We start from the raw sequence: 25,644 nt of genomic DNA, 5'->3' as shown, positions 1-25,644 counted from the left end.
TACAGGCTTAGCGGGAGTGCTTCGAGGGCAGGCATGGAGCACCAAGGTGAGGGGAGCGGCCATGCGTCGTGGTGGGCCTTCGGTACTCGGCATCGTGCTCGCGGGCGGGGAGGGCAAGCGCCTGATGCCCCTGACCGCGGACCGCGCCAAACCAGCTGTCACGTTCGGCGGGACGTACCGTCTGGTCGACTTCGTGCTGTCCAACCTCGTCAACGCGGACGTGCTGCGCATCTGCGTGCTGACCCAGTACAAGTCGCACTCGCTGGACCGGCACATCACCACCACCTGGCGGATGTCGAGCCTGCTCGGCAACTACGTCACCCCGGTCCCGGCCCAGCAGCGGCTCGGCCCGCGCTGGTACCTCGGCAGCGCCGACGCCATCCTGCAGTCCCTGAACCTCCTCCACGACGAACAGCCCGAGTACGTCGCGGTGTTCGGCGCCGACCACGTCTACCGCATGGACCCCCGGCAGATGCTCCAGCAGCACATCGAGAGCGGCGCCGGTGTCACGGTCGCGGGCATCCGGATCCCGCGCGCGGAGTCCTCGGCGTTCGGTGTGATCAAGCCGGGTTCCGACGGGCAGACGATCGAGACCTTCCTGGAGAAGCCGGCCGACCCGCCGGGGCTGCCGGACGCGCCCGACTGCGTCTTCGCCTCCATGGGCAACTACATCTTCAGCACCAAGGCGCTCGTGGAGTCCCTGCACCGGGACGCCGAGGACGACGACTCGGTGCACGACATGGGCGGCTCGATACTGCCCCAGCTCACCGCCCGCGGCGAGGCCCAGCTCTACGACTTCGGCACCAACCACATCCCCGGCGAGACCAGCCGCGACCGCGGCTACTGGCGGGACGTGGGCACCCTGGACGCCTACTACGACGCCCACATGGACCTGATCGCCGAGCGGCCCGCCTTCAACCTCTTCAACCGCAGCTGGCCCATCTACACGCACTCCAACCAGCTCTCCCCGGCCCGCTTCAACGCCGGCGGCATGGCGAGCGAGTCCATCATCAGCGCCGGCTGCCTGATCCGGGGCCAGGTCACCCGGTCCGTGCTGTCACCGGGCGTGCGGGTCGACCCGGGCGCGGTGGTGCAGGGCTCGATCCTGCACGACAACGTGATCGTGGGCCGGGGCGCGGTGGTGCGCGGCGCGGTCCTCGACAAGAACGTCGAGGTCCCGCCCGGTGCCACCATCGGCGTCAACCCGGAGCGGGACGCGGAGCTGTACACGGTCTCCAAGGCCGGGGTGATCGCCCTCGGCAAGGGGCAACTGGTCTCGTAGCCCTCCTCCTCCCCGTCAGGGCCCGGCGCCGATCACGCGCCGGGCCCGTCCCGTCGTACCCCGAGCGGCGCGGGCCGTCCCACGTCGCCGTGCGCCCCACCGCGACGCGCTGCACCCGAAACCCGCCATTTGCCAGGCTTTGCGGTCTTTCCCCCTCACGATGCAGACAACGATGTCGAACCTTCGGAGGTCTTCCGACATGAGAGGGAACCGGCGCACACGGCTGTGCCTGGCCGGGGTGCTGACCGCGTCCGCGCTGCTCACCGCCCCCGCCGCAGGAGCCGCCGAACCGGCCGACGGGCGCCTGACCGACCTGGTGAACCCCTTCATCGGGACCCAGGACGAGGGCAACACCTTCCCCGGCGCGGCCGTGCCCTTCGGCATGGTGCAGCTCTCCCCGGACACCGGACACAGCACCGGCTACGACTACACGCAGCACCGGATCCGCGGCTTCTCCCTGGTCCACCTCTCGGGCGTCGGCTGCCGCATCGGTGGCGACCTGCCCGTCCTGCCCACCACCGGGGACGTCATGCAGACGGACTACGCCAAGTACGCGGCCGGCTTCGACCACGCCGACGAGGAGGCGAGCCCCGGCTACTACCGCGTCGGCCTCGACTCCGGCGTGCGCGCGGAGCTGACCGCGACCGCCCGCACCGGCGTCCAGCGCTACACCTTCCCGGCCACCGACAAGGCCAACGTCCTGCTCAACGCGGGCCAGGCGCTGCACAAGCCGGTGCGCGGCGAGGTCGAGATCCTGGACGACCACACCGTCCGCACCAAGATCACCGGCCACGGCTTCTGCCGGGAGACCGCCCCGTACACCGTGTACACGGTCACCCGGTTCAGCCGCCCCTTCACCGCCTACGGCACCTGGAACGGCACCGAGATCGCCCCCGGGGCCCGCACCGGAGCCGACGGCGCCTACGTGCGCTTCGACACCACCCGGGACCGTACCGTGGAGGCGACCACCGCCCTGTCGTACGTCGACGCCAACGGTGCGGAGGCCAACCTGCGCGCCGAGGGCGGCCGGTCGTTCGACGCGGTACGGCGGCAGGCCCGGGACGCCTGGGAGCGGCGGCTGGCCGGCATCCGGGTCCAGGGCGGCTCCGCGACCCTGCGCCGCACCTTCTACTCGTCCCTGTACCGCGCCTTCCTCGCGCCCAACGTCGGCGAGGACGCGGACGGCCGCTACGCCGGCTGGGACCGTCGGATCCACCGCTCGGCGGGCTTCACGTACTACCAGAACTGGTCGCTCTGGGACACCTACCGCACCCAGGCCCAGCTGCTCGCCCTGCTCGCCCCGCGCGAGGCCCGGGACATGGCGCTGTCGGTGCTGAAGGTCGACGAGGACGGCGGCTGGCTCCCGAAGTGGGGCTACGGCCCGGTCGAGACCAACATCATGACCGGCGACCCCGTCACCCCGTTCCTGACCACCGCCTACCAGGCGGGCCTGCTCAAGGGGCACGAGGAGCGCGCCTACCGGGCGCTGCGGAAGAACGCCGACGGGGTGCCGCCGGCCGCCAATCCGGGCGTCGGCCGCGAGGCCAACGCCGAGTACCTGTCCGACGGTTTCGCGCCGTACGTCAAGGGCCGCCCGCACACCAAGGTCGGCGACTCCGACTACGACCACGGCGCCTCGGTGACCCTCGAGTACGCGCTCTCCGACGCGATGCTCGCCCAGATGGCCCGGGACCTCGGTCACGGCGCCGACGCCGCCCGCTACGCCACCCGGGCCCAGAACTACCGCAACGTCTTCGACCCCTCCACCGGCTTCTTCCGCGCCCGGGACGCCTCCGGCGTCTTCACCGGCGACCCGGACCCGGCCCGTGGCATCGGCTTCCACGAGGGCACCGCCTGGCAGTACCAGTGGCTGGTCCCGCAGGACCTGCCCGGCGTGATCTCCCTGATCGGCGGCAGGGACGCCGCGGACCGGCGGCTGGACGCGTTCTTCGCCTACGACCGGCTGCTCGCCGACCCGGCGAAGACCGCCCGCGAGGTGTGGGTGCACGGCAACGCGTACGACTACTACCACGCGGCCGTGTACAACCCGATGAACGAACCCGACCTCATCGCCCCGTACGCCTACCTCTCCACCGGCCGGCCCTGGAAGACCACCGACGTCGTGCACGCGGCGCTCACCCTCTTCACCGACGGGCCCTCCGGGATGACCGGGAACGACGACCTGGGCACCATGTCCGCCTGGAACGTGCTGTCGTCGATCGGTCTCTTCCCCGTCCAGCCGGGATTCGGCACCTGGGGTCTGTCGACGCCCGTCTTCGACCGGGCCGACATCCGGCTCGACCGCCGCTACTGGCCGAGCGGCGGCTTCACGGTGACCGCGCCCGGCACCTCGGCCGCCGACCGGTACGTCCAGTCCGTCCGGGTCGGCGGATCGGCGTACGGCCGGACCTATCTGACGAACGGTTCGCTGCGCACCCTGCGCTCGCTCGCGTTCACGGTCGGCCCGCACCCGTCAGAGTGGGGTACATCACCCCAGGCGGCGCCGCCGGCGCTGAGGTGACCTCAGGTTTCCCATGAGTCCCGCCTCTTTCGGGGGAGGCGGGACTTAATCTGCTGTTAACTGTGTGTAGCGTGATCGTACTTGACCGTAATCAGGTGTCGGCGTTTGACTGCTGATTCCCCCCTCTGTCGACGCGAGGCACCCTTTTCGATGACTGTGCATGCTGACCTGCTCGCCCCTCTCGATCTGGCCTTCTGGAACATCGAGTCCGACCTGCACCCGATGCACCTCGGGGCGCTGGGTGTCTTCTCGGCGCACTCGCCGACCGCCGGCGCCCACGCGGCCGACCTGCTCGCGGCCCGCGCCGCCGCCGTGCCCGGACTGCGCATGCGCATCAGGGACGTCTGGCAGCCGCTGGCGTTCGGCGGCGCCGCCCGTGAGGCCGCCCCGGACTTCGACCCCCTCGACCACGTCCGGCTGCACGCTCCGACCGACGACTTCCACGCCGTCGCCGGCCGGCTGATGCAACGCCCGCTGGAGCGCGGCCGGCCGCCGTGGGAGGCGCACGTGCTGCCCGGCCAGGACGGGGTGTCCTTCGCCGTGCTGTTCAAGTTCCACCACGCCCTCGCCGACGGGCTGCGCGCCCTCAAGCTGGCCGCCGGCGTGCTGGACCCGCTCGACCTGCCCGAGCGCGCGCCGCGCCCGATCGAGCCGCCGCGCACCCTGCCCGCCCTGCCGGACGTGCGCAAGGTCCCGGAGCTGGTGCGCGGCGCGCTCTCGGACGTGGGCCGGGCCCTGGACATCGGCGCGTCCGTGGCCCTGTCCGCCCTCGGCGTCAGCTCGTCCGCCGCGCTGCGCTCCACGCCCACCGGGACCCGCAGCATCGCCGGCGTCGATCTCGACATCGACGACGTGCACCGGGTCCGCAAGGCCGTCGGCGGCACCGTCAACGACGTCCTCATCGCCGTCGTCGCCGGTGCGCTGCGCCGCTGGCTCGAGGAGCGCGGCACCCCCACCGAGGGTGTGGCGCCGCGCGCCCTGATCCCGGTCTCCAAGCGCCGTCCGCGCACCGTCGCCCCGCAGGGCAACCGTCTCTCCGGTTACCTGATACGGCTTCCGGTCGACAATCCCGACCCGCTCGCCCGCCTCGACCGCGTCCGCACGGCGATGGTCCGCAACAAGGACGCCGGCCCCAACCGGGGCGCCGGTGCCGTCGCGCTGCTCGCCGACCACGTGCCCGCTCTCGGGCACCGGCTCGGCGGACCGCTCGTCGGCCAGGCGGCCCGGCTCTGGTTCGACATCCTGGTCACCAGCGTCCCGCTGCCCGGCCTCGGCCTGCGCCTGGGCGGCCACCCGCTGACGGCGGTCTACCCGCTGGCCCCGCTCGCGCCCGGTCAGTCCCTCGCGGTCGCCATCTCCACCTACCGCAACCAGGTCCACTACGGCCTCGTCGCGGACGCGGCGGCCGTCCCGGACCTCGACGTGCTCGCCCGTGCGGTGACCGACGAGGTGGACTCGCTGATCGAGGTCTGCGATCCATGATGCGGTCGGGTTTGGAGGTAGGGCCCGGCGCTCCGTAAAATTCCCTGTTCGATGGCGGGCGCGAGTCGGAGCGCCGCTGGTGGATCAGGGAAAGCGGCGGCACGATGACGGTGACACAGGACGGCCCGACGGCCGAGGACCAGGTGGTCTACGGCCCGGGCATCGACCCGGAGCGGCTCGCCGTCTGCCTCAGCGTTCTCGACGAGCTGGACACGCTGGAGGTCGACCACCCGGACGCCATCGCGGTGCGCCGGGCCACGGCCGGCGTCTACCGCACGGTCAAGCAGCGCCGCCGCCAGGAGCGCCGGGCCGCCAAGACCGCGCACGACAAGGCGGTCACCGAGGCCACCGCGACGGGCTCCGCCCAGCGCATCGACGACGAGACCGAGGGCCTGCTGCCCTCCTCGCGGACCGAGGAGGGCGCGATCGCGGGGATACTCCAGCGGCCGCGCTCCTGCTACACCTGCAAGAGCCGCTACGTCGAGGTCGACTACTTCTACCACCAGCTCTGTCCGGACTGCGCCGGCCTGAACCGCGCCAAGCGCGACGCCCGCGCCGACCTGACCGGCAAGCGCGCCCTGCTCACCGGCGGCCGCGCCAAGATCGGCATGTACATCGCCCTGCGGCTGCTGCGGGACGGCGCGCACACCACGATCACCACGCGGTTCCCGAAGGACGCCATCCGCCGCTTCAAGGCGATGGAGGACTCGGCGGACTGGCTGCACCGCCTGGAGGTCGTCGGCATCGACCTGCGCGACCCGGCCCAGGCCGTCGCCCTCGCGGAGCAGGTCGCCGCCGCCGGCCCGCTCGACATCCTGATCAACAACGCGACCCAGACCGTACGACGGCTGCCGTCGGCCTACGCGGCCCTGGTCGAGGGCGAGAGCGCTCCGCTGCCCGCCGGCGAGCTGCCCGCCCACCAGGTCATCGGCGCCTTCAACTCGGGCGCCGTGGACGGCCTGGCCGCACTGCCGCTGGGCACCAGCGGCCTCGACGCCCAGCAGGTCGCCGACCTGGCGCTGGTCGCGGGCAACGCCAGCGTCGCCCGGCACCTCGACGGCACCGCCATCGACGCGGGCGGCCTCGTCCCGGACGTCGTCGACACCAACACCTGGGTGCAGACCATCGACCAGATCTCCCCGGTCGAGCTCCTGGAGACCCAGCTCTGCAACTACACCTCGCCGTTCATCCTGATCAGCGCGCTCCGGCCGGCCATGGCCGCGGCCGCGAGGCGGGCGGCGCGCGGCCGGTCGTACGTCGTCAACGTCTCGGCGATGGAGGGCGTCTTCGGCCGCGGCTACAAGGGCGCCGGACACCCGAACACCAACGCGGCCAAGGCCGCCATGAACATGGTCACGCGGACCAGCGCGGTGGAGATGTTCGAGAGCGACGGCATCCTCATGACCTCCGTGGACACCGGCTGGATCACCGACGAGCGCCCGCACTACGACAAGCTGCGCCTGGCCGAGGCCGGCTTCCACGCGCCGCTCGACCTGATCGACGGCGCGGCCCGGGTCTACGACCCGGTCGTGCGCGGTGAGCACGGCGAGGACGTGTACGGGGTCTTCCTGAAGGACTACGAGCCTGGCAAGTGGTGAACCCGGCCCGGCCGGGCCGTCAGGCGGGTGCGGGCCGCGGGGGCCGGTCGCCGGGCTCCCCGCGTCCGGGGGCCGGTGCGTGCGCCGCCCGCACCCGGGTGCCGCCGTCCACCAGGATGTCGGCACCCGTCACCCACCGCGCCGCGTCCGAGCACAGCCACAGCACCGCCCCCGCCACGTCCTCGGGCTCCCCGATGCGGCCCAGCGGCAGCCCGGCGGCGATCTCCGCCTCGCGCGGCTCCCACATGAAACGGGCCAGTTCCGTGCGCACCAGGCCGGGCGACACCGAGTTCACCCGCACCCGGGGCGCCAGCTCCCCGGCCAGCTGCCGGGTCAGGTGCAGCAGGGCCGCCTTGCTGGTGCCGTAGGCGCCGACGTCGGGGCCGACATGGGTGGCGCCCTCCGTGCAGATGTTGACCACCGAACCGCCGTGCTCGCGCATCCAGCCCCGCCACGCGCACTGCGTCAGCCGCAGCGGTCCCTCGACGTTGACCGTGAACGCCTCGCGCCACGCGCCGGGATCTGCGTCCATGAGCGGTCCGTAGGGGCGATTGGTGGCGGCGTTGTTGACGAGGATGTCCAGGCGGCCGAACTCGCCGAGCGCCAGCCGGGTCAGCTCCCGGGCGTGCTCCGGTTCGGCGACGCTGCCCGCGAGGCCGGTCCCGCCCAGCGCCGCGGCCGTGCTCCGGACCTCGTCCGTGTCCCGCGCGCTCACGCACACCAGGGCTCCGGCCGCCGCGAGCGCCCCGGCGACCGCGCGCCCGATCCCTCGGGTACCGCCGGTGACGACGGCCGCCCTGCCCCTGAGCCCGTACGTCGGCATCATCGCCGTACCGTCTCATGACGGACCGTCAGTCAACAGCCCCGAGGCGGGAGTTGCGGGTCGCGACCAGTTCCAGGACGGTTCGCCAGTCCTCCAGGACGCCGGCGTCGAACCCGGCGGCGCGGCTCTCCTCGTCGGCCTGCCGCAGGCGCAGCGTGTCGTCCTCGGTGGCGGCGCCGTCCTCGCTCACCAGGTGGTAGACCCGCTCCCCGAGCAGGTGCCGTACGGCGTCTGCCGTGCCGTCGGACCGGCCCGGCGGTGCCTCGATGCCGTGCACCAGACCCGCGACCTGGAGTTCCTTGTCCGCGGGGCGGCTGCGGCGCAGCAGGGCCGCGGTGCGCAGGGCTCGCTGGTGACGGCAGGCGTACAGCAGATCCATCAGCTCCTCGACGCTGCGCAGCTCCATGCGTCAGTCCTTCCGCGAGACAGCCGTTGTCCTCCGCCATCGGATCATGGGGAGTTTTCGACCCGGCCAACGCCGCCTGAACTGCTCGGCCCGTGCGGAGAGCGAGGTCTCTTGGCAGGAACGAGTGTTCGATATTGCGCCTGGGCGGGCAGGGCTCGAACGGTGCATTATGTTACAAAAGGGTGTATTCCGGGGTCACCGACGCGTGCGCCGACTCGCGATAGTTACACCTTGTTTGCACTACCTATCGAGCGGACCTGCGCTCATTTGGTTAATCTATAGAGGACGGACAGCAGTAAGGGGTCCCACCCACACCCACGGTCCGTCCCGGGGACGAGCCGGCCGACAACGGCCTGCTCTGTCGTGAGATACCGGCGCCACCGCGTCCCGACCGGCCTATCGACCAGACCCGAGCGGGCGCCGGGCACCGGAACGCCGTCCGGCACGCCCCGAGGGTGACCGACACATAAGGAGTGCGCGGTGACACCGGAGAAGACGAACATCGAGCAGCGCCCCAAGGAACGCACGGAGCGCTCGGGCCGCCGGCCCGGACAGCTCGGCAGCCTGGACGTGTGGGCCCGGTCCGCCCCGATCCGCCTCGCGGGGTACGAGGACGACCTCGCCGAGCCCCACATCCTGCCGAGCGTGGACTGACCGCCGGTCCATCCTCCGCGATCGCCGACGCATGGGCGTGCGAGACTCACGCCCATGCCGATCAGAGCAGCAACCGCGGCCGACTGGCCGCAGATCTGGCCCTTCTGGCACCGGATCGTCGCCGCCGCCGAGACGTACGGCTGGGACCCCGATACCTCGCAGGAGGCGGCCCGCGCCCTGTGGATGAGCCCGGCGAAACGGGTCTACGTCGCCGAGGACGCCACCGGAGCCGTCGTCGGCTCCGCCTACCTCACCGCCAACTACGGCGGCCCGGCCGCGCGCGTCGCCAACGCCGGCTTCATGGTCGACCCCGACCGGACGGGACAGGGCATCGGACGGGCCCTCGCCGAACACGTCCTCACCGAGGCCCGCACGCAGGGCTACCGCTCCATGGTCTTCAACGCCGTCGTCGAGACCAACCCCGCCGTGGCGCTGTGGACCTCGCTCGGCTTCACCGTCATCGGCACGGTCCCGGCGGCCTTCGACCACCCCGTACACGGTCCGGTGGGCCTGCACGTCATGTACCGCGCGCTGTGACCGCACTCCTCCCGCACCGCCTGCGAGACGGCCCGGCGGACATGCCCTAGCCGACGGGCGCCGTCCGCTGCCACGGCCGCAGGGTCTCCAGGGTGGCGGCCACCGCCATCAGGGCCGCCTCCGAGCCCGGCCGTCCCACCAGTTGTACGGCGCACGGAGTGCCCGAGGGCAGCATGCCGAACGGCACCGACATCGCCGGCCAGCCGGTGAGGTTCCAGGCCGGCGTCAGCGGTGAGTAGGCGGAGCCGGCCAGCGCGTTGCTCAGCCAGCCCCGCTCGTGCCAGGCGGCCGCCCGCGGGGCACGGCGGGCCAGCGCCGGGGTGAGCAGCACGTCGTGCTCGGCGAAGAACGGGGTCAGCCGCTCGCGCAGCCGGTCGCGGGAGTCGCCCGTGCGGACCCCGCTCAGGAACCGGCGGCCGATCGCCGCGTGCACCCGGGTCCGCCGGGCCAGCAGCGCCGGGTCCAGTCCGGCCGCGTCCACCGCCGTCCCCGCCGTCCAGTGCCGCAGCGCGGTGACGCCGATCGACGCCGGATACGGCGGCTCGGCCCGCCGCACCCGGTGGCCCGCGCCCGCCAGCAGTCCGGCCGCCTCCGCCACCGCGTTCGTATACGGCCTGGTCACGGTCGTCCCGATCAGTGGACTGCGCCGTGAGACGGCGATCCTCAGCGCGCCCCCCTGTTCGGGCTGCCCGAACTCCGTGCCGGCGAGGGCCGAAAGCATCAGCCGGACGTCCTCGACGGAGGTCGCCAGCGGCCCGTTCTCCGACATGCCGAACCAGTCGCCGTGCCCGATCCCGGCCGGCACCACGCCGAACCCCGGCTTGATGGTGACGAGGCCGCAGGTGGCCGCCGGGATGCGCAGCGAGCCCATGCCGTCGTTGCCGAGGGCGATCGGCGTCAGCCCGGCGGCCACCGCGGCCGCGCTGCCGCCCGAGGAGCCACCCGCGCTGCGCCGCGTGTCCCACGGGTTGCGGGAGATGCCGTGGACCCCGTCGGTCGTGCCGAAGACGCACAGCTCGGGCACGTTCGTCAGCCCCACGACCACCGCGCCCGCCGCCCGCAGCCGGGCCACGGTGGCGTGATCGGCGTCGGCCGGGGTGTCCGGTGTCGCCGCCGAACCGTCCAGATGCGCCTCGCCGCGCACCGCCAGATTGTCCTTCACGGCCAACGGGACCCCGGCCAGCGGGAGTTCGCCGAGATCCGCGCGGGCGGCCAGCTCGTCCGCCTCGGCGAGCGCCGCCTCGGCCCGGACCGTGCGGAACGCGCCGACGCGCCCGTCGAGGCGGGCGATCCGGTCCAGGTGCTCGGCCACCACCTCGCGGGGAGCGACCCGCCTCTCCCGCACGGCGGCGGCGATGTCGGCGGCGGTCCGGCCGGCCCAGCTGGTCACGGGTGCTCCTGGGGGTGCGGAAGGTGCGGAAGGGCTTACTCGTCGGTACAGAAGGGCACTCTGCCGCTCCGGGGGCGTCACGTCGAGAGCGGCGGCGACCGACAACGACGGCATCGACACCGCCGACGCCCGCGGCGGTGACTTCGACGGCTCCGGCTACACGTTCCCGGGCGAGGAACTCCCCTCCGGCCGCGTGGAGGTCGACGGGATCGCCTTCGACTTCCCCGCCGCCACCGCGGGAGCGGCCAACAACGTCGTCGCACGCGGCCAGCGCGTCGACCTGCCCAAGGGCCACTACCTGTCGGCCGTCTCTTCCTCACCGCCGGAAGCTACGGCTACGCCTCCGGCCGGGCCACCGTCCACTACGCCGACGGCACCACCAGCACCGCCGGGCTGAGCGGCGCCGACTGGTACGCGGTGGGCGGCTCCCTGACCGCGCCGTACCGCTACCGGCCGGACGGCGGCAAGGACCAGCACGGCGTCGGGATCGGCAGCTGCGAGGTGTGGACCGACCCGCGGCGCGAGGCCGTCGCCCTCACGCTCCCGGTCACCGGCCCCGCCGAGGCCGGCACGACCGCCCTGCGCGTCTTCGCGCTCTCCCTCCAGCCGTGGTTCAACCCCGACAGTCCCTGGGCGGGCCACGCCCCGCGCAACCCGTACACCCTGGAACCCCTGCCGTACACCGGATACACCTCAGGCAAGGACTACGTACGGGACTTCCAGGCCCCGCAGATGCTCGAACTGGTCCACGGCTACGACCCGGAGATAATCTGGTGCGACATCGGCGGCGACAACGACAGCCTCCATGTCCTCGCCGAGTACTTCAACCACGCCAAGAACCGGGCCCGTCCGGCCGACGTGACCGTCAACGACCGCTCCGGCATCGGCTTCCACGACTTCACCACGCCCGAGTACACGACGTACGCCGACACGGTCGTCGCCAAGTGGGAGGCCAGCCGCGGACTGGACCCGCGCAGCTACGGCTACAACCGGGCCACCCCGGACGGCTCCTACATGACCGCCGAGGAGGTCGTGCGCAGCCTGGTCGACATCGTCTCCAAGAACGGCAACTTCCTGCTCGACATCGGCCCGCGTGCGGACGGCACCATCCCGGAGATCATGCAGACCCGGCTGCGGGAGACCGGCGCCTGGCTCGCGGTCAACGGCGAGGCCGTGTACGGCACCACCTACTGGTCGCGGATGGCCCAGTTCGGCGAGGGCCTCCGGTTCACCGTCCGCCCGGACGAGGCCTTCTACATCCACTCCCTGGCCCGGCCCGGCGCCCGGCTCACCGTCGAGGCGCCGGTGCCGGTCCGGTCCGGCGACAGGATCACCATGCTCGGCCACGACCGGCCGCTGACCTGGACCGTCACCGGCGGAGCACTGGTGATCGACCCGCCGGGCCGGCGAACACGTGTGGGTCTTCAAGGTGGAGTGGCACGGCTGACCCCGACGGGAGGCCGCACGCCCGGCGGCGTGCGGCCCAGGCGCTAGGAGCGTGCGGCGGGTGCCGTGCTGCCCCGGACCGTCAGCCGGGGCACCGGCACCCGTACCGCGCGGGCCGGGCCGCCGTCCAGCAGGGCGGTGAGTTCGCGGGCGGCCGTCCGGCCGAACTCGGCGCTGTCGCGGGAGAGCGCCGACAGCCACGGCTTGACCATGCGGCACAGCGCCGAGTCCTCCCAGGACACCACGGAGACGTCGTCCGGGACCGCACAGCCCAGTTCGGCGGCGGCCGCGACACCGGCCACCGCCATCACGTCGTTGTCGTAGATCAGCGCCGTCGGGGCCGGAGCGGCACGCAGGACCCGGCGGGTGACGGCCGCGCCCTCGGCGTCCGAGTAGTCGGTGGTCACGGAGCGGACCTCGGAGAGCCCCCGGCCGTCCGCCTCGGCGCGCAGCGTGCGGATCCGGCGCTGGGTGTGGGCGAGGCCCGGCAGGCCCGCGATGTGCACGATCCTGCGGTGGCCCAGCGCCGTCAGCTCGTCCACCACCGACGCCATCGCGGCCGCGTCGTCCGCCCAGACCGTGGACAGACCCGGCCGGCGCCCGTCGGGGGCGCCGCCGATCACCACCGCGGGCAGGCCGAGTTCGTCCAGCAGGGCGGGCCGTGGGTCGTCGGCGCGCGGGTCCACCATCAGGACGCCGTCCACCCGGTGCTCCGCCCACCAGCGGCGGTACACCGCGCACTCGTCGCCCACGTCCTCGGCCATCTGGAAGAGCAGGCCGAGATGGCGCTCGGCCAGCACCTCCTGGATGCCGGAGACCAGTTGCAGGAAGAACGAGTCCACGCCCAACGAGTGCGCGGGCCGGGCGAGGACGAAGCCGACGGTGGCCGCGCCCTCGCCGGACAGGGCGCGGGCCGCCGTGCTGGGCCGCCAGCCGAGCTGCTCGGCGACCCGGTGCACCCGGGCCCTGGTCGTCTCGGAGACGCCGGGGCGGCCGTTGAGCGCGAAGGAGACCGCGCTCTCGGAGACCCCGGACCTGCGCGCGATGTCCTTCATCGTCGGCCGGCGCGCGGGGCTGCGTTTCTCCGCCAACTCACTTCCTCATTCATCGGGGACGTGATCCGCTAATGCGCTTGAGTTCCCCCACCCTAAAGCGCATTAGCGATCGGCGGCAAGAGGCCCGCAACGCTCCGCTGAGCAGGGGCTTTGAGCCACTAATGACTTTAGCGACGCCGAATCCATTGACGCGTGCCCAAAACGGCGTGCAGGGTCTGGCCCGACACCTTCGGCCGCCCCGCTGCAAAGGAGCAACGGACCATGCGCATCTCCCGCAGAGCCCTCGCCCTCGCCGCTGCCGCCGTCCTCGCCCTGCCGCTGAGCGCCTGCGGTTCCGGCGAGGACGGCGGCGGTTCCACCGACGCCTCCGGCAAGGTCGAGGGCGACATCACCTTCCAGACCTGGAACCTGCGCGCCAACTTCAAGCCCTACTTCGAGGGCCTGGTCGCGGACTTCGAGAAGAAGTACCCGGACACCCACGTGAAGTGGATCGACCAGCCGGCCGAGGGCTACGCCGACAAGATCAGCGCGGACGCGGCCGGCGGCACGCTGCCCGACGTCGTCAACGTCTCCCCGGACCTCGTCGCTCCGCTCGCCAAGGCGGGCCTCGCCCTCGACCTCGACAAGGCGGCGGCGAAGTACCGCCCCGAGTACCTGGACGGGGCCTGGGCCAGCCACCGGATACCGGGGACGAGCGGGACGTACGCCTTCCCGTGGTACCTGAACACCGGGCCGCTCTTCTACAACAAGGCGCTGTTCCGGCAGGCCGGACTCGACCCCGCGCAGCCGCCGAAGACCTACGACGACCTCTTCGCCGACGCCCTGGACATGGCCCGCAAGAGCGGCGGCAAGGTCGCCACCCTCGCCAACGTGCCCACCGTCGAGGACTTCGGACGCTACGGCGTCGAGCTGATGAACCAGCAGGGCACCGGGTTCGCCTTCAACGACGCCAAGGGCGTCGAACTGCTCACCAGGTACAAGGAACTGTACGACGCCAAGGCGCTCGACCCGCAGGCGCTGACGGCGTCGCCGGAGTCCTCCGGCAAGAAGTTCCTCACCGAGGCCGTCGCCATGAACCCCGGCAGCGCCCTGGACCTCGCCAACTTCCAGAAGCAGGCGCCGAACCTGTACAAGAACATCGGCATCACCGACCAGATCACCAGCACCGGGCACGTCAACATGTACGTGATGGGCGTGATGGTCAACTCCAGGACCAGGCACACGGCCGCCTCGGTCGCCTTCGCGCACTTCGTGACCGACGCCCGGAACCAGATGTCCTTCGCCAAGCAGGTCGCCATCTTCCCCAGCACCGCCGGCTCCCTGGACGACCCGTACTTCACCAAGGAGGACGGCACCGACGAGACGCGCGTGCGGATCGCCGCCGCCAAGTCCCTGAAGACCGCGGTCAACTACACGCCGGTCCTGTTCAGCGACCAGATGAAGACCGCGCTGCGCAACGAGGTCGCCAAGGCCCTCCAGGGCAAGGAGAGTCCCAAGGCGGCCCTGGACAACGCTGTCAAGGCCTGTGACCAGCTGCTCCGGCAGCAGGGCTGAGAGGCCCGTCATGGCCGGCGTGCCCCGCGTGCGGCGTCAGCTGCCCACCAGTCCCTGGCTGTTCGCCGCTCCCGGGCTGCTGGTCGTCGGCGCCTTCGTGCTCTATCCGTTCGTCTCCACGGTGGTCAACTCCTTCACCGACCGCCGCACCCTGATCCCCGGCCGGTTCGTCGGCCTCGCCAACTTCCGCGAACTGATCCACGACGACATGTTCTGGACCGGCCTGCGCAACAGCACCCTCTACATCGTCGTCGTCGTGCCCGCCCTCGTCCTCCTGCCGCTGCTGCTCGCGCTGCTCGTGCAGAAGAACATCCCGGGCATCGCCTTCTTCCGGTCCGCCTTCTACACCCCGGTCGTCGCCTCGATCGTCGTGGTCGGGCTCATCTGGGTCTGGCTCCTCGACGAACGCGGCCTGGTCAACTCCCTGCTCCAGACGGTCGGGATCGGCCGGGTCGGGTTCCTCAGCGACCAGTGGCTGCTCCTGCTGAGCGCGATGGCGGTCACGGTCTGGAAAGGCCTCGGCTACTACATGATCATCTACTTGGCGGCGCTCGCCAACGTGCCGCGCGAGCTGCACGAGGCAGCCGCCGTGGACGGCGCGGGCGCGGTACGCCGCTTCCTCTCCGTCACCGTGCCCGCCGTACGCTCCACGATGGTGCTCGTCGCCGCCCTCTCCTCGGTCGCCGCCTTCAAGGTGTTCTCCGAGGTGTACCTGATGGCGGGCCCGGACGGCGGCCCGGCCGGCGAGGACACCACCCTCGTGATGCTCGTGCAGCGCACCGGCACCGGCCTGACCGGCCGGGTCGGCTACGCCTCGGCGCTCTCCGTCGTCGTCTTCGTCGTCACCGTCGCGCTGATGCTGCTCGTGCTGCGCGCGGACCGGAGGGACCGCCCATGACCGCCACCCGGGCCCGCCTCACCGACGAGCACGGCCGCCGCATCCGGATCGGCGAACTGGTCCTGCGCTACGCCCTGCTGCTGGTCGTGCTGGCCGTCACCGTCGGACCGTTCCTGTGGCAGCTGTCCACCTCGCTCAAGGGGCCGACCGAGAACATCTTCAGCTCGCCCCCGACCTTTCTGCCCGAACATCCCACCCTGCGCAACTACCGGCGGGTCGCCGACACCATCCCCGTCTGGGACTACGCCCTCAACTCGCTGAAGGTGGCGGGCGCCGGCGTCGTCACCAACTGCGTGGGCTCCGCGCTCGCCGGCTACGCCCTGGCCCGGCTGCGCTACCGGGGCCGCCGGGTGGCCACCCTCGTGTTCATCCTCGCGATGCTCGTGCCGGTGGAGGGCATCATCATCGCCCAGTTCACCACCATGCGGGAACTCGGCCTCAACAACACCCTGATCGGCGTCGTGCTGCCCGGCTCGATCGGCGCCATGAACGTCCTGCTGATGCGCAACGCCTTCCTCAACCTGCCCTACGAGATCGAGGAGGCCGCCTACGTCGACGGTGCCGACGTCTGGCAGCGGTTCCTGCGGATCGCCCTGCCGTCGGTCAAGGGCACCGTCGCCGTCGTCGCGATCTTCGCCTTCATGGGCGCCTGGGACGACTTCCTGTGGCCGCTGATCGTGCTCAGCGACCCCTCCAGGTTCACCCTCACCATCGGCCTCAACTACCTGCACGGCACCTTCGCCAACGACGAACGCCTCGTCGCCGCCGGCACCGTCATCGCCGTGGCCCCGCTCATCGCCCTCTTCGCCTGCCTCCAGCGGTACTTCTTCCGCGGGGTCGGCGAGGGTGCCGTCAAAGGCTGAACCCCCCTCCCGCCCCCCGCGTCCCACCTCCCGCGATCCCGCAAGGAGACCGCATGCCCCCGGCCGTGCGTTTCGGCGTCAACTACACCCCCAGTGAGGGGTGGTTCCACCACTGGCTCGACTTCGACCTGGACTCCGTACGCGCCGACCTCGACTCGATCGCCGCCCTCGGACTCGACCACATCCGGGTCTTCCCGCTGTGGCCCTACTTCCAGCCCGACCGCACCCTGATCCGGCCGCGCGCGGTCGAGCAGCTCGTCGCCCTCGCCGACGCCGCCGCCGAACGCGGCCTCGACGTCAACGTGGACGGCCTCCAGGGCCACCTGAGCAGCTTCGACTTCCTGCCCGCCTGGACCCGGACCTGGCACCGGCGCAACCTCTTCACCGACCCCGACGTGGTCTCCGGGGAGATCGCCTACCTGCGCACCCTCGCCGCGGCGCTCGCGGACCGGCCGAACTTCATCGGCATGACCATCGGCAACGAGGTCAACCAGTTCGCCGCCGGCCCGCATCCCGACCCGGACCGGATCACCGCGCGGGAGGCCGGGACCTGGCTGACCCGGCTGCTGGCCGCCTGCGCCGAGGCCGCCCCCGGCAGACTGCACCTGCACGCCTCCTACGACGCCGCCTGGTACCAGGACGACCAGCCCTTCACCCCGGCCCACTCGGCCCGCCTCGGCGACCTCACCGCCGTGCACTCCTGGGTGTTCGACGGCACCGCCCAGCGCCACGGCCGCGGCGCCCCGCAGACCGAGCAGCACGCCGCCTACCTGGTGGAGCTGAGCAAGGCCTGGGCCGACGACGCGCACCGGCCCGTGTGGCTCCAGGAGGTGGGCGCGCCCGCGCCGCTGATCCCCGCCGAGCACGCGGCCGCGTTCACCGAGGCGACCCTCACCGCCGTACTGGACTGCCCCGACCTGTGGGGCGTCACCTGGTGGTGCTCGCACGACGTCAGCCGCGGCCTCGCCGACTTCCCCGAACTCGAATACGGACTCGGCCTGCTGACCAACGACCGCAAGCCCAAGGACCTCGCGCACGTCCTCGCCGCGGCCCGGTCCCGGGCGGCGGCACAGCGGTCCACGGCGCTCGTCGTGCCCGCCGACCCGGCCCGGCGCTCCCGGTGCGCGCCCGGCGGCCCCGTCTTCGACGCCTGGTTCCGGCTGGCCGCCGACGGCGCCCGCCCCACCACCGTCCTGGACACCCGCGCGGATGACCCCGAGCATCTCGCCGCGCGCGGCATCACCGAGGTCGTCACTCCCGATCAGGTGCTCCCCACCCCGCCGGGAGAGATCCGCTCGTGAACGCCGGCGCCCCGGGCACGAAGGCCGCTCGGCCCGGCCCGGCGCACGTCACCCGGCACACCCCGCACCAGGGCGAGGCGGCGGCACGGTTCGACGTGCGCGCGGAAGGGGAGCTGTACACCTCGTCGGACCCCGTGACCGCCACGCACACCTGGCACCCGGTAACGAACAAACGGAGCACCCCACATGCATGACGACCGCAGCTTGGTGGAAGCCCGCCTCAGGCGCGTCCTCGACGAGCGCATCCGTCCCGCCGTGTACCCCGAGTCCGTGCCGCTGGACGTCGCCGTGTGGCACGCGCCCGGCGAGCCCGTGCCGGTCGCCGAAGGACTCGCGGCCGAGCCCGGCCCGATCCGGGTGGGCGCCCGGTGGGGCGCTCCGTGGGGCACCAGCTGGTTCCGGGTGACCGGAACCGTCCCCGAGGAGTGGGCGGGACGGACCGTGGAGGCCGTCCTCGACCTCGGCTTCGACGAGAACATGCCCGGCTTCCAGTGCGAGGGCCTGGTCTACCGGCCCGACGGCACCCCGGTGAAGGGCCTCAACCCGCGCAACCAGTGGGTCAGGATCGGCGCCCCGGTGGCGGGCGGCGAGGAGGTCCGGCTGCACGTCGAGGCCGCCTCCAACCCCGTCATCCTCGACTACCACCCCTTCCGCCCCACTCCGCTCGGCGACAAGGACACCGCCGGAGACGAACCGCAGTACACGCTCACCCGGATGGACCTCGCCGTCCTCGACGAGACCGTGTGGAACCTGGTGATCGACCTGGAGGTCCTCGGCGAGCTGATGGCCGAGCTGCCGGCGGACGCCCCGCGCCGCTGGGAGATCCTGCGCGCGGTCGAGGCGGCCCTGGACGCGATCGACCTCCAGGACGTCAACGGCACCGCGCAGGCGGCGCGTTCCCGGCTCACCGGCGTCCTGTCCGTGCCGGCCGCACCGTCCGCGCACCGGATCAGCGCCGTGGGCCACGCGCACATCGACTCGGCGTGGCTGTGGCCGCTGCGCGAGACGGTCCGCAAGGTGGCCCGCACCACCGCCAACATGACCGCCCTCGCCGAGGACGAGCCGGACTTCGTGTTCGCCATGTCCCAGGCCCAGCAGTGGGCGTGGGTGAAGGAGCACCGGCCCGAGGTGTGGGCGCGGGTGAAGAAGGCGGTCGCGGACGGCCGGTTCGTCCCGGCCGGCGGGATGTGGGTGGAGTCGGACACCAACATGCCCGGCTCGGAGGCGATGGCCCGTCAGTTCGTGCACGGGAAGCGGTTCTTCCTGGACGAGTTCGGCATCGAGAACGACGAGGCCTGGCTGCCGGACACCTTCGGCTTCGCCGCCGGGCTCCCGCAGATCATCAGGGCGGCCGGCACCACCCGGCTGCTCACCCAGAAGATCTCCTGGTCCCAGACGAACACGTTCCCGCACCACACCTTCTGGTGGGAGGGCATCGACGGCACCCGGATCTTCACCCACTTCCCGCCCGTCGACACCTACAACTGCTCCATGAAGGGCAGCGAACTCGCCCACGCCTCGCGCAACTTCAAGGACAAGGGCCGGGCCCGGCACTCCCTGGCGCCGACCGGCTGGGGCGACGGCGGCGGCGGCACGACCCGGGAGATGGTGGCGAAGGCCGCCCGGGTACGGGACCTGGAGGGCTCGCCCTCGGTCGTCTGGGAGACCCCGCGGGAGTTCTTCGAGAAGGCGGAGGCCGACTACCCCGACCCGCCCGTCTGGGTCGGCGAGCTGTACCTCGAACTGCACCGCGCCACCCTCACCAGCCAGGCGCAGACCAAGCAGGGCAACCGGCGCAGCGAACACCTCCTGCGAGAGGCCGAGCTGTGGGCGGCCACCGCGGCCGTACGCACCGGAGTCCCTTACCCTTACGAGGAGTTGGACCGGATCTGGAAGACGGTCCTGCTCCACCAGTTCCACGACATCCTGCCCGGCTCGTCGATCGCCTGGGTGCACCGCGAGGCCCGCGCCACCTACCGGCGGATCGCCGCCGAACTGGAGGGGATCATCGACGCCGCCCAGCGGGCGCTGGCCGGGGAGGGGACGCGGAGTCTGGTCTTCAACGCGGCACCGCACACCCGCGACGGCGTTGCGGCCGGGGCCGCGGGCGAGACGCCGCCGCCCGCGGGGGTGACGGTGGCGGAGCGGCCCGAGGGCGGCCACGTCCTCGCCAACGGACTGCTCCGGATCGAGATCGACGCTCGCGGCCTGGTCGTGTCCGTGTACGACACGACGGCGGAGCGCGAGACCGTCGCCCCCGGCGCGGCCGCCAACCTGCTCCAGCTGCACCCGGACTTCCCGAACATGTGGGACGCCTGGGACGTCGACGCCTTCTACCGCAACGCGGTGACGGACCTGACCTCCGTCGACGAGCTGACGGCCGGGGAGGACGGCCGTTCGGTCCGGATCGTACGGTCCTTCGGAAGCTCCACGGTCTCCCAGGTGCTGTCCCTGCGGCCCGGGGAGCGCCGCCTGTCCATCGACACGGAGGTGGACTGGCACGAGACGGAGAAGTTCCTGAAACTGGCCTTCCCCCTGGATCTGCACGCCGAACGGTACGCGTCGGAGACCCAGTTCGGTCACTTCCACCGTCCGACCCACACCAACACCTCCTGGGAGGCGGCGAAGTTCGAGGCCTGCAACCACCGCTTCGTCCACCTGGAGGAACCGGGCTGGGGGGTCGCGGTCGTCAACGACTCGACGTACGGCCACGACGTGACCCGCGCGGTCCGCACCGACGGCGACCGGGGCACGACGACCACGGTCCGGGTGTCGCTGCTGCGCGCCCCGCGCTTCCCCGACCCCGAGACCGACCAGGGCGTCCACCGCTTCCGGCACGCGCTGGTGCCGGGCGCGGGGATCGCGGACGCGGTGCGCGAGGGCTGGCGCATCAACCTGCCCGAGCGCCGGGTGACGGGCGGCCGGGAGGTGGCTCCGCTGGTCACCGTCGACAACGACGCCGTGGTCGTCACCGCCGTGAAGCTGGCCGACGACGGCAGCGGCGACGTGGTGGTCCGCTTCCACGAGGCCCACGGCGGCCGCGCCCGCGCGACGCTCACGGTGGGCTTCGACGTCGCGGAGGTCACGGCGACTGACCTGCTGGAGCGGCCGCTGGCGGACCGCCCCGAGCGGGAGGGAAACCGCGTCCCTGTGCGGCTGCGCCCCTTCGAGCTGGTGACTCTGCGACTGGCGCGGGTCTGAGCGCCCCATGAGGGACGGTGGGGGCACCCCCGGCCGAAGGCCGGGGGCGGAGCGGCGCGGGCGGCCCCCGTCGTCCCTCACCCGAAGACCAGCCGCCTACCCCCGGAGCTGCAGCCGCAGCCACTCCTCCACCTCACCCACGTGCGCCGCCGCCGTGGCCCTCGCCGCCTCCGGGTCCCGGGCGACGAGGGCCCGGTGGATGGCGGCGTGCTCGCGCCGCGTCCGCGCGAACGCCCCCTCCTCCTCGTACCCCCGCCACACCCGCGCCCGGAACGTCCGCGAGGACAGGCCCTCCAGGATCGCGGCCATCGTGTCGTTGCCCGCCGCCCCGGCGATCACGCGGTGGAACGCGAGGTCGTGGGCGAGGATCTCCTCGGGGTCCTCCGTCGCGTTCATCGCCGTCAGGTGCTTCTCCACCTCGGCCAGCTGGTCGGCGGTGATCCGCGCGGCGGCCAGCGCGGTGGCCGTCGACTCCAGGACCCGCCGCACCTCCAGCAGCTCCACCAGCTGCGGCCCGCGGGACAGGTCGGCGACCACCCCGAACGTCTCCAGGAGGTCACCGGCCTCCAGCTGGGTGACGTAGATGCCGGAGCCGTGCCGGGCCTCCAGCACGCCCAGGACGGTCAGCGCGCGGATCGCCTCGCGCATCGAGCTGCGGGACATGCCCAGCTGGGCGGCGAGGTCCCGTTCCGTCGGCAGCCGCTGGCCCGGCTCCAGCCTCCCCTCCCCGATCATCTCCTTGATCCGCTCGATGGCGCGCTGCGTCACCGTGCCCTTCTGCGGGGCCGCCCCGTCCACGCCGCTCTCGTCCACACCGTTCCTCCTGTCGCCCGGTGCGCCGCAGTCTAATCAGCCAGGTGGTCGGACCACTACGGTTCGATTCACGGAAAAACCGCGTCCGTAGGGTGTCGAAGGCGCTGAGTGGTCTGATAAGTATGCGGGCATCTGCTCGAACACGCTCGATGAGGAGCTGCCCGATGCCCGGCAGAACACTGAGGAAGCGGAACAGGTCACGGATCATCGGCGCGACGGCCGTGGCCGTCGGCGCCTCGCTCGCGCTCGCCGCGTGCGGCAGCACGAACGACACCGGCAGCGGCAGCGCCGGAGGCGGCGGAGCCGGCAAGGTCGGGGTGATCCTGCCCCTGCTGACCTCGCCGTTCTGGCAGTCGTACAACGACTACGTACCCAAGATGGCGAAGTCGGAGGGTGTCGAGGCGCTGAAGACGGTCAACTCCAACAGCGACCCCTCGCAGCAGATCACCGACATCAACAACGAGCTGAACCAGGGCGTGAAGGGGCTGGTCGTCGCCCCGCTGGACAGCGCGGCCATCGAGGCGGGACTCGACCAGGCGGACCGCAAGGGCGTGCCCGTGGTCGCCGTGGACGTGGCGCCCGACAAGGGCAAGGTCGCCATGGTGGTGCGCGCCGACAACGTCGCCTACGGCACCAAGGCCTGCGAGTACCTCGGCCGGCACGTCAGCGGCGGCAAGGTCGTGCAGATCATGGGCGACCTCGCCTCGGTCAACGGCCGGGACCGCTCGGAGGCGTTCCGCACCTGCGTGAGGACGAAGTACCCGAAGCTCAAGGTCCTGGAGATACCGGCCAAGTGGGAGTCCGACACCGCCGCCTCCAAGCTGGACACCCTGCTGAACGCCAACCCCGACATCAAGGGCATCTACCTGCAGGCCGGAGGTGTCTACCTGGCGCCCACCCTGCAGACCCTGAAGTCCAAGGGCATGCTCAGGACCGCCGGGCAGAGCGGCCACATCACGATCGTCTCCAACGACGGCATCCCGCAGGAGTTCGACGCCATCCGCAAGGGCCAGATCGACGCGACCGTCTCCCAGCCCGCCGACGCCTACGCCAAGTACGGCATGTACTACATCAAGGCGGCGATGGAAGGAAAGACGTTCAAGCCCGGTCCGACCGACCACGACTCCACGATCGTCAAGCTGCCCGGCGGCATCCTGGAGGACCAGCTGCCCGCGCCGCTCGTCACCAAGGACAACGTGGACGACCCGAAGCTGTGGGGCAACACGGTCAAATGAGCACGCCACTTGTTGAGGCCCGCGACGTCGTCAAGCGGTACGGTCCCACCGTCGCCCTCGCCGACGGCCGGCTCACCGTGCTGCCCGGCGAGTCCCACGCCCTCGTCGGCCGCAACGGCGCCGGCAAGTCCACCCTGGTCACCGTCCTCACCGGCCTCCAGGCCCCGGACGAGGGGACGGTCCGTTTCGACGGCGAACCCGCGCCCCCGCTCTCCGACCGGGACGCCTGGCGGAGCAAGGTCGCCTGCGTCTACCAGAAGCCCACGGTCGTACCGGAACTGACGGTCGCCGAGAACCTGTTCATCAACCGGCAGCCCGCGCACCGGGGGTTCATCAGCTGGCGGCGGCTGCGGAGCGAGGCGGCCGCGCTGCTGGACACCTGGGACGTCCGAGTCGACCCCGAGGCCCGCACCGCCGACCTCAAGGTCGAGGACCGCCAGATGGTCGAGATCGCCCGGGCGCTCAGCTTCGGCGCCCGGTTCATCGTCCTCGACGAGCCGACCGCGCAGCTCGACAACCGGGAGATCGAGCGGCTGTTCAGCCGGATGCGGGCGCTCCAGGACTCGGGCGTGACCTTCCTGTTCATCTCGCACCACCTCCAGGAGGTCTACGAGGTCTGCCAGACCGTCACCGTGCTCCGTGACGCCCGCTGGATCACCACCGCGCCCGTCGCCGAACTCCCGCGCCGCGCACTGGTGGAGGCGATGGCGGGGGAGTCGATCGCCGAGCAGCGGCACGGCCGCGACGCGGTGGCCGACGAAGCACCCGTCGTCCTGGACGCACGCGGCCTGACCGCGCCGGCGTACCGGGACATCGACCTGACCGTGCGCCGCGGCGAGGTCGTCGGCATCGCCGGATCCAGCGGCAGCGGGAAGACCGAGCTGGCGGAGTCCTTCGCCGGGCTGTACACGCCGGCCTCGGGAGCCGCGCGGCTCGACGGCGAGCGGCTGCCGTTCGGCGACGTGCGGGCCGCTCTCCGGGCCGGCGTCGGCTGCGTGCCGCGCGACCGGCACGGCCAGGGGCTGGTCTTCGGGATGAGCATCGGCGACAACGCCACCCTGAGCGTCCTGGACCGACTCGGCCGCTTCGGGTTCGTCGCGGGCGAGCGCCGGCGCCGCTTCGCCGACGAGCTGATCGAGCGCCTCGACATCCACGCCGAGGGCCCCGACCAGCCCGTCTCCGACCTCTCCGGCGGCAACGCGCAGAAGGTGGTCATGGCCCGCGCCCTGGCCTGCGACCCCCGGCTGCTCGTGCTCATCAACCCCACCGCGGGCGTGGACGTGAAGTCCAAGGAGTCCCTGCTCGCCCGCATGGACAACGCCCGCGAGGACGGCACCGCCGTACTGGTCGTCTCCGACGAACTCGACGACCTGCGCCGCTGCGACCGCGTCCTCGTCCTCTTCCACGGCCGCGTCGTCGCCGAGCACCCGGCGGGCTGGCGCGACCACGAGCTGATCGCCTCCATAGAAGGAGTGGACCCGATGCCCGCAGGAGCCGGCTCCCCGGCCGAAGGAGTGGACCATGGCTGACACGAAGGCCCCGTCGGCCTCGGCCGCCGGCCCGCTGCACGTCCCCGACGCCCGCGCCGCCAAGACCGTGCTGCTCCGCAGAGTCCGCGAACTCGCCCTCGTACCGGCCCTGCTGGTGCTGCTGATCCTGGGCGCGATCGTCAACGACTCGTTCCTCACCGAACGCAACCTCATCTCCATCCTGGGCGCCTCGGCGGCCCTGGCCATGGTGGTCCTCGCCGAATCGCTGATCCTGATCACCGGGAAGATCGACCTGTCCCTGGAGTCCGTGGTCGGCATCGCGCCGGCCGTCGGCGCCCTGCTGGTGCTGCCGAGCGCGGAGTCCGGCTGGGGCACCGGCTGGCCGGCCGGGCTCGCCCTGCTCGCCGTCCTCGTCGTCGGCGGGCTGATCGGCGCCTTCAACGGCGTCCTGGTGGTGAAGTTCAAGCTCAACGCCTTCATCGTCACCCTCGCCATGCTGATCGTGCTGCGCGGGCTGCTCGTCGGCGCCACCAAGGGCAAGACGCTGTTCGGCATGCCCGACGCGTTCTTCTCCCTGGCCACCTCCACCTTCCTGCGGGTCCCGCTGTCGGTGTGGCTGGCCGCGGTCGCCTTCGGCGCGGCCGGGCTGATCCTCAAGTACCACCGGGTCGGCCGCGCCCTGTACGCCATCGGCGGCAACACGGAGGCGGCCCGCGCGGCCGGCATCCGCGTCGACCGGGTGGTGCTCGGCGTCTCCGTCGTCGCGGGCGTCCTCGCCTCCGTCGGCGGGATCATGCAGACGGGCTACGTCGGCGCGATCAGCGCCAACCAGGGCAACAACATGATCTTCACGGTGATGGCGGCGGCGGTCATCGGCGGCATCAGCCTGGAGGGCGGCAAGGGCACCATGTTCGGCGCCCTGACCGGCGTACTCCTGCTGGGTGTCGTGCAGAACCTGCTCACCCTGGCGCAGGTTCCCTCGTTCTGGATCCAGGCGATCTACGGCGGCATCATCCTCGTCGCTCTGATGATCGCCCGCGTCACCACGGGACGAGCGCAGGACTGAACGGCCCGCGTCCCGAACCACCCCCGACG

Annotated in this window: 19 protein-coding genes and 1 pseudogene; 15 read left to right on the top strand and 5 right to left on the bottom strand. The window is 72.1% G+C overall.

What is annotated here, in order from left to right; all coding sequences use genetic code 11:
• Positions 1–61: 61 nt before the first annotated feature.
• From glgC to ACIRQ9_RS19105, 4 genes are all read left to right on the top strand, one after another.
• A complete protein-coding gene (glgC, locus tag ACIRQ9_RS19120; protein ID WP_404174292.1) occupies positions 62–1,282 on the top strand; it encodes a glucose-1-phosphate adenylyltransferase in 1,221 nt (406 codons plus the stop codon).
• A gap of 199 nt (positions 1,283–1,481) precedes the next feature.
• Positions 1,482–3,803, top strand: coding sequence for a GH92 family glycosyl hydrolase (locus ACIRQ9_RS19115; RefSeq protein WP_404174289.1), 2,322 nt, complete (start codon positions 1,482–1,484; stop codon positions 3,801–3,803).
• A 156-nt stretch (positions 3,804–3,959) separates the two neighbouring features.
• The gene (locus ACIRQ9_RS19110) at positions 3,960–5,285 is read left to right on the top strand and encodes a wax ester/triacylglycerol synthase family O-acyltransferase (protein ID WP_404174519.1); all 1,326 of its coding nucleotides are present in this window, start codon (positions 3,960–3,962) and stop codon (positions 5,283–5,285) included.
• Between the two features lie 104 nt (positions 5,286–5,389).
• Positions 5,390–6,883, top strand: coding sequence for an SDR family NAD(P)-dependent oxidoreductase (locus ACIRQ9_RS19105; RefSeq protein ID WP_404174286.1), 1,494 nt, complete (start codon positions 5,390–5,392; stop codon positions 6,881–6,883).
• Positions 6,884–6,902: 19 nt separating this feature from the next.
• Here the strand turns inward: ACIRQ9_RS19105 and ACIRQ9_RS19100 are convergent, their stop codons facing one another.
• Together ACIRQ9_RS19100 and ACIRQ9_RS19095 are read right to left on the bottom strand one after the other, a co-directional pair.
• Positions 6,903–7,709 (bottom strand): SDR family oxidoreductase, encoded by an 807-nt coding sequence (locus tag ACIRQ9_RS19100; protein WP_404174283.1) that lies wholly within the window; start codon positions 7,707–7,709, stop codon positions 6,903–6,905.
• Between the two features lie 25 nt (positions 7,710–7,734).
• Positions 7,735–8,112 carry a hypothetical protein gene (locus tag ACIRQ9_RS19095; protein ID WP_404174280.1) on the bottom strand — a complete coding sequence of 126 codons (378 nt, stop codon included), beginning with the start codon at positions 8,110–8,112 and terminating at the stop codon, positions 7,735–7,737.
• A gap of 480 nt (positions 8,113–8,592) precedes the next feature.
• Here ACIRQ9_RS19095 and ACIRQ9_RS19090 point away from each other — a divergent pair, with 480 nt between their 5' ends.
• A complete protein-coding gene (locus ACIRQ9_RS19090) occupies positions 8,593–8,766 on the top strand; it encodes a hypothetical protein (protein WP_365286255.1) in 174 nt (57 codons plus the stop codon).
• A gap of 54 nt (positions 8,767–8,820) precedes the next feature.
• The gene (locus ACIRQ9_RS19085) at positions 8,821–9,303 is read left to right on the top strand and encodes a GNAT family N-acetyltransferase (protein WP_404174276.1); all 483 of its coding nucleotides are present in this window, start codon (positions 8,821–8,823) and stop codon (positions 9,301–9,303) included.
• Between the two features lie 46 nt (positions 9,304–9,349).
• Here ACIRQ9_RS19085 and ACIRQ9_RS19080 read toward each other — a convergent pair whose 3' ends face one another.
• Positions 9,350–10,693, bottom strand: a complete 1,344-nt coding sequence (locus ACIRQ9_RS19080) for an amidase (protein ID WP_404174273.1) — start codon at positions 10,691–10,693, stop codon at positions 9,350–9,352.
• Between the two features lie 112 nt (positions 10,694–10,805).
• Between ACIRQ9_RS19080 and ACIRQ9_RS19075 the strand changes: the two are divergent.
• Positions 10,806–12,140 (top strand): annotated as a pseudogene (locus ACIRQ9_RS19075) (alpha-L-fucosidase).
• Positions 12,141–12,183: 43 nt separating this feature from the next.
• Here ACIRQ9_RS19075 and ACIRQ9_RS19070 read toward each other — a convergent pair.
• Positions 12,184–13,230, bottom strand: a complete 1,047-nt coding sequence (locus tag ACIRQ9_RS19070) for a LacI family DNA-binding transcriptional regulator (RefSeq protein ID WP_404174270.1) — start codon at positions 13,228–13,230, stop codon at positions 12,184–12,186.
• Between the two features lie 225 nt (positions 13,231–13,455).
• Here ACIRQ9_RS19070 and ACIRQ9_RS19065 point away from each other — a divergent pair, with 225 nt between their 5' ends.
• From ACIRQ9_RS19065 to ACIRQ9_RS19045, 5 genes are all read left to right on the top strand, one after another.
• Complete coding sequence (locus ACIRQ9_RS19065) at positions 13,456–14,748, top strand: ABC transporter substrate-binding protein (RefSeq protein ID WP_404174267.1); 1,293 nt, start codon at positions 13,456–13,458, stop codon at positions 14,746–14,748.
• 10 nt (positions 14,749–14,758) lie between these two features.
• A complete protein-coding gene (locus ACIRQ9_RS19060) occupies positions 14,759–15,646 on the top strand; it encodes a carbohydrate ABC transporter permease (protein WP_404174264.1) in 888 nt (295 codons plus the stop codon).
• Positions 15,643–16,509, top strand: a complete 867-nt coding sequence (locus ACIRQ9_RS19055; RefSeq protein ID WP_404174261.1) for a carbohydrate ABC transporter permease — start codon at positions 15,643–15,645, stop codon at positions 16,507–16,509. Before ACIRQ9_RS19060 ends, ACIRQ9_RS19055 begins: the two co-directional genes overlap by 4 nt.
• Positions 16,510–16,562: 53 nt before the next feature.
• Positions 16,563–17,810, top strand: a complete 1,248-nt coding sequence (locus ACIRQ9_RS19050) for a glycosyl hydrolase (protein WP_404174258.1) — start codon at positions 16,563–16,565, stop codon at positions 17,808–17,810.
• A gap of 186 nt (positions 17,811–17,996) precedes the next feature.
• Positions 17,997–21,011: an alpha-mannosidase gene (locus tag ACIRQ9_RS19045; protein ID WP_404174255.1), complete on the top strand. Its 3,015-nt coding sequence runs from the start codon at positions 17,997–17,999 to the stop codon at positions 21,009–21,011.
• Positions 21,012–21,107: 96 nt separating this feature from the next.
• Here ACIRQ9_RS19045 and ACIRQ9_RS19040 read toward each other — a convergent pair whose 3' ends face one another.
• Positions 21,108–21,809 (bottom strand): FadR/GntR family transcriptional regulator, encoded by a 702-nt coding sequence (locus ACIRQ9_RS19040; RefSeq protein ID WP_404174516.1) that lies wholly within the window; start codon positions 21,807–21,809, stop codon positions 21,108–21,110.
• 179 nt (positions 21,810–21,988) lie between these two features.
• On the opposite strand from ACIRQ9_RS19040, the gene ACIRQ9_RS19035 reads away from it, so the two are divergent.
• Genes ACIRQ9_RS19035 through ACIRQ9_RS19025 form a run of 3 tightly spaced genes read left to right on the top strand, consistent with a single transcriptional unit; the run spans position 21,989 to position 25,615 of the window.
• On the top strand, positions 21,989–23,059 hold the full coding sequence (locus tag ACIRQ9_RS19035; RefSeq protein WP_404174252.1) for a sugar ABC transporter substrate-binding protein: 1,071 nt from the start codon (positions 21,989–21,991) through the stop codon (positions 23,057–23,059).
• A complete protein-coding gene (locus ACIRQ9_RS19030) occupies positions 23,056–24,588 on the top strand; it encodes a sugar ABC transporter ATP-binding protein (RefSeq protein ID WP_404174249.1) in 1,533 nt (510 codons plus the stop codon). The genes ACIRQ9_RS19035 and ACIRQ9_RS19030 overlap by 4 nt, the downstream gene beginning before the upstream one ends.
• Complete coding sequence (locus tag ACIRQ9_RS19025; RefSeq protein WP_404174246.1) at positions 24,581–25,615, top strand: ABC transporter permease; 1,035 nt, start codon at positions 24,581–24,583, stop codon at positions 25,613–25,615. Before ACIRQ9_RS19030 ends, ACIRQ9_RS19025 begins: the two co-directional genes overlap by 8 nt.
• Positions 25,616–25,644: the final 29 nt, after the last annotated feature.

The sequence above is a fragment of the Streptomyces sp. NPDC101237 genome, from assembly GCF_044767465.1.
Lineage (GTDB): Bacteria > Actinomycetota > Actinomycetes > Streptomycetales > Streptomycetaceae > Streptomyces > Streptomyces gramineus.
This window is presented reverse-complemented; position numbering and strand designations above follow the sequence as displayed.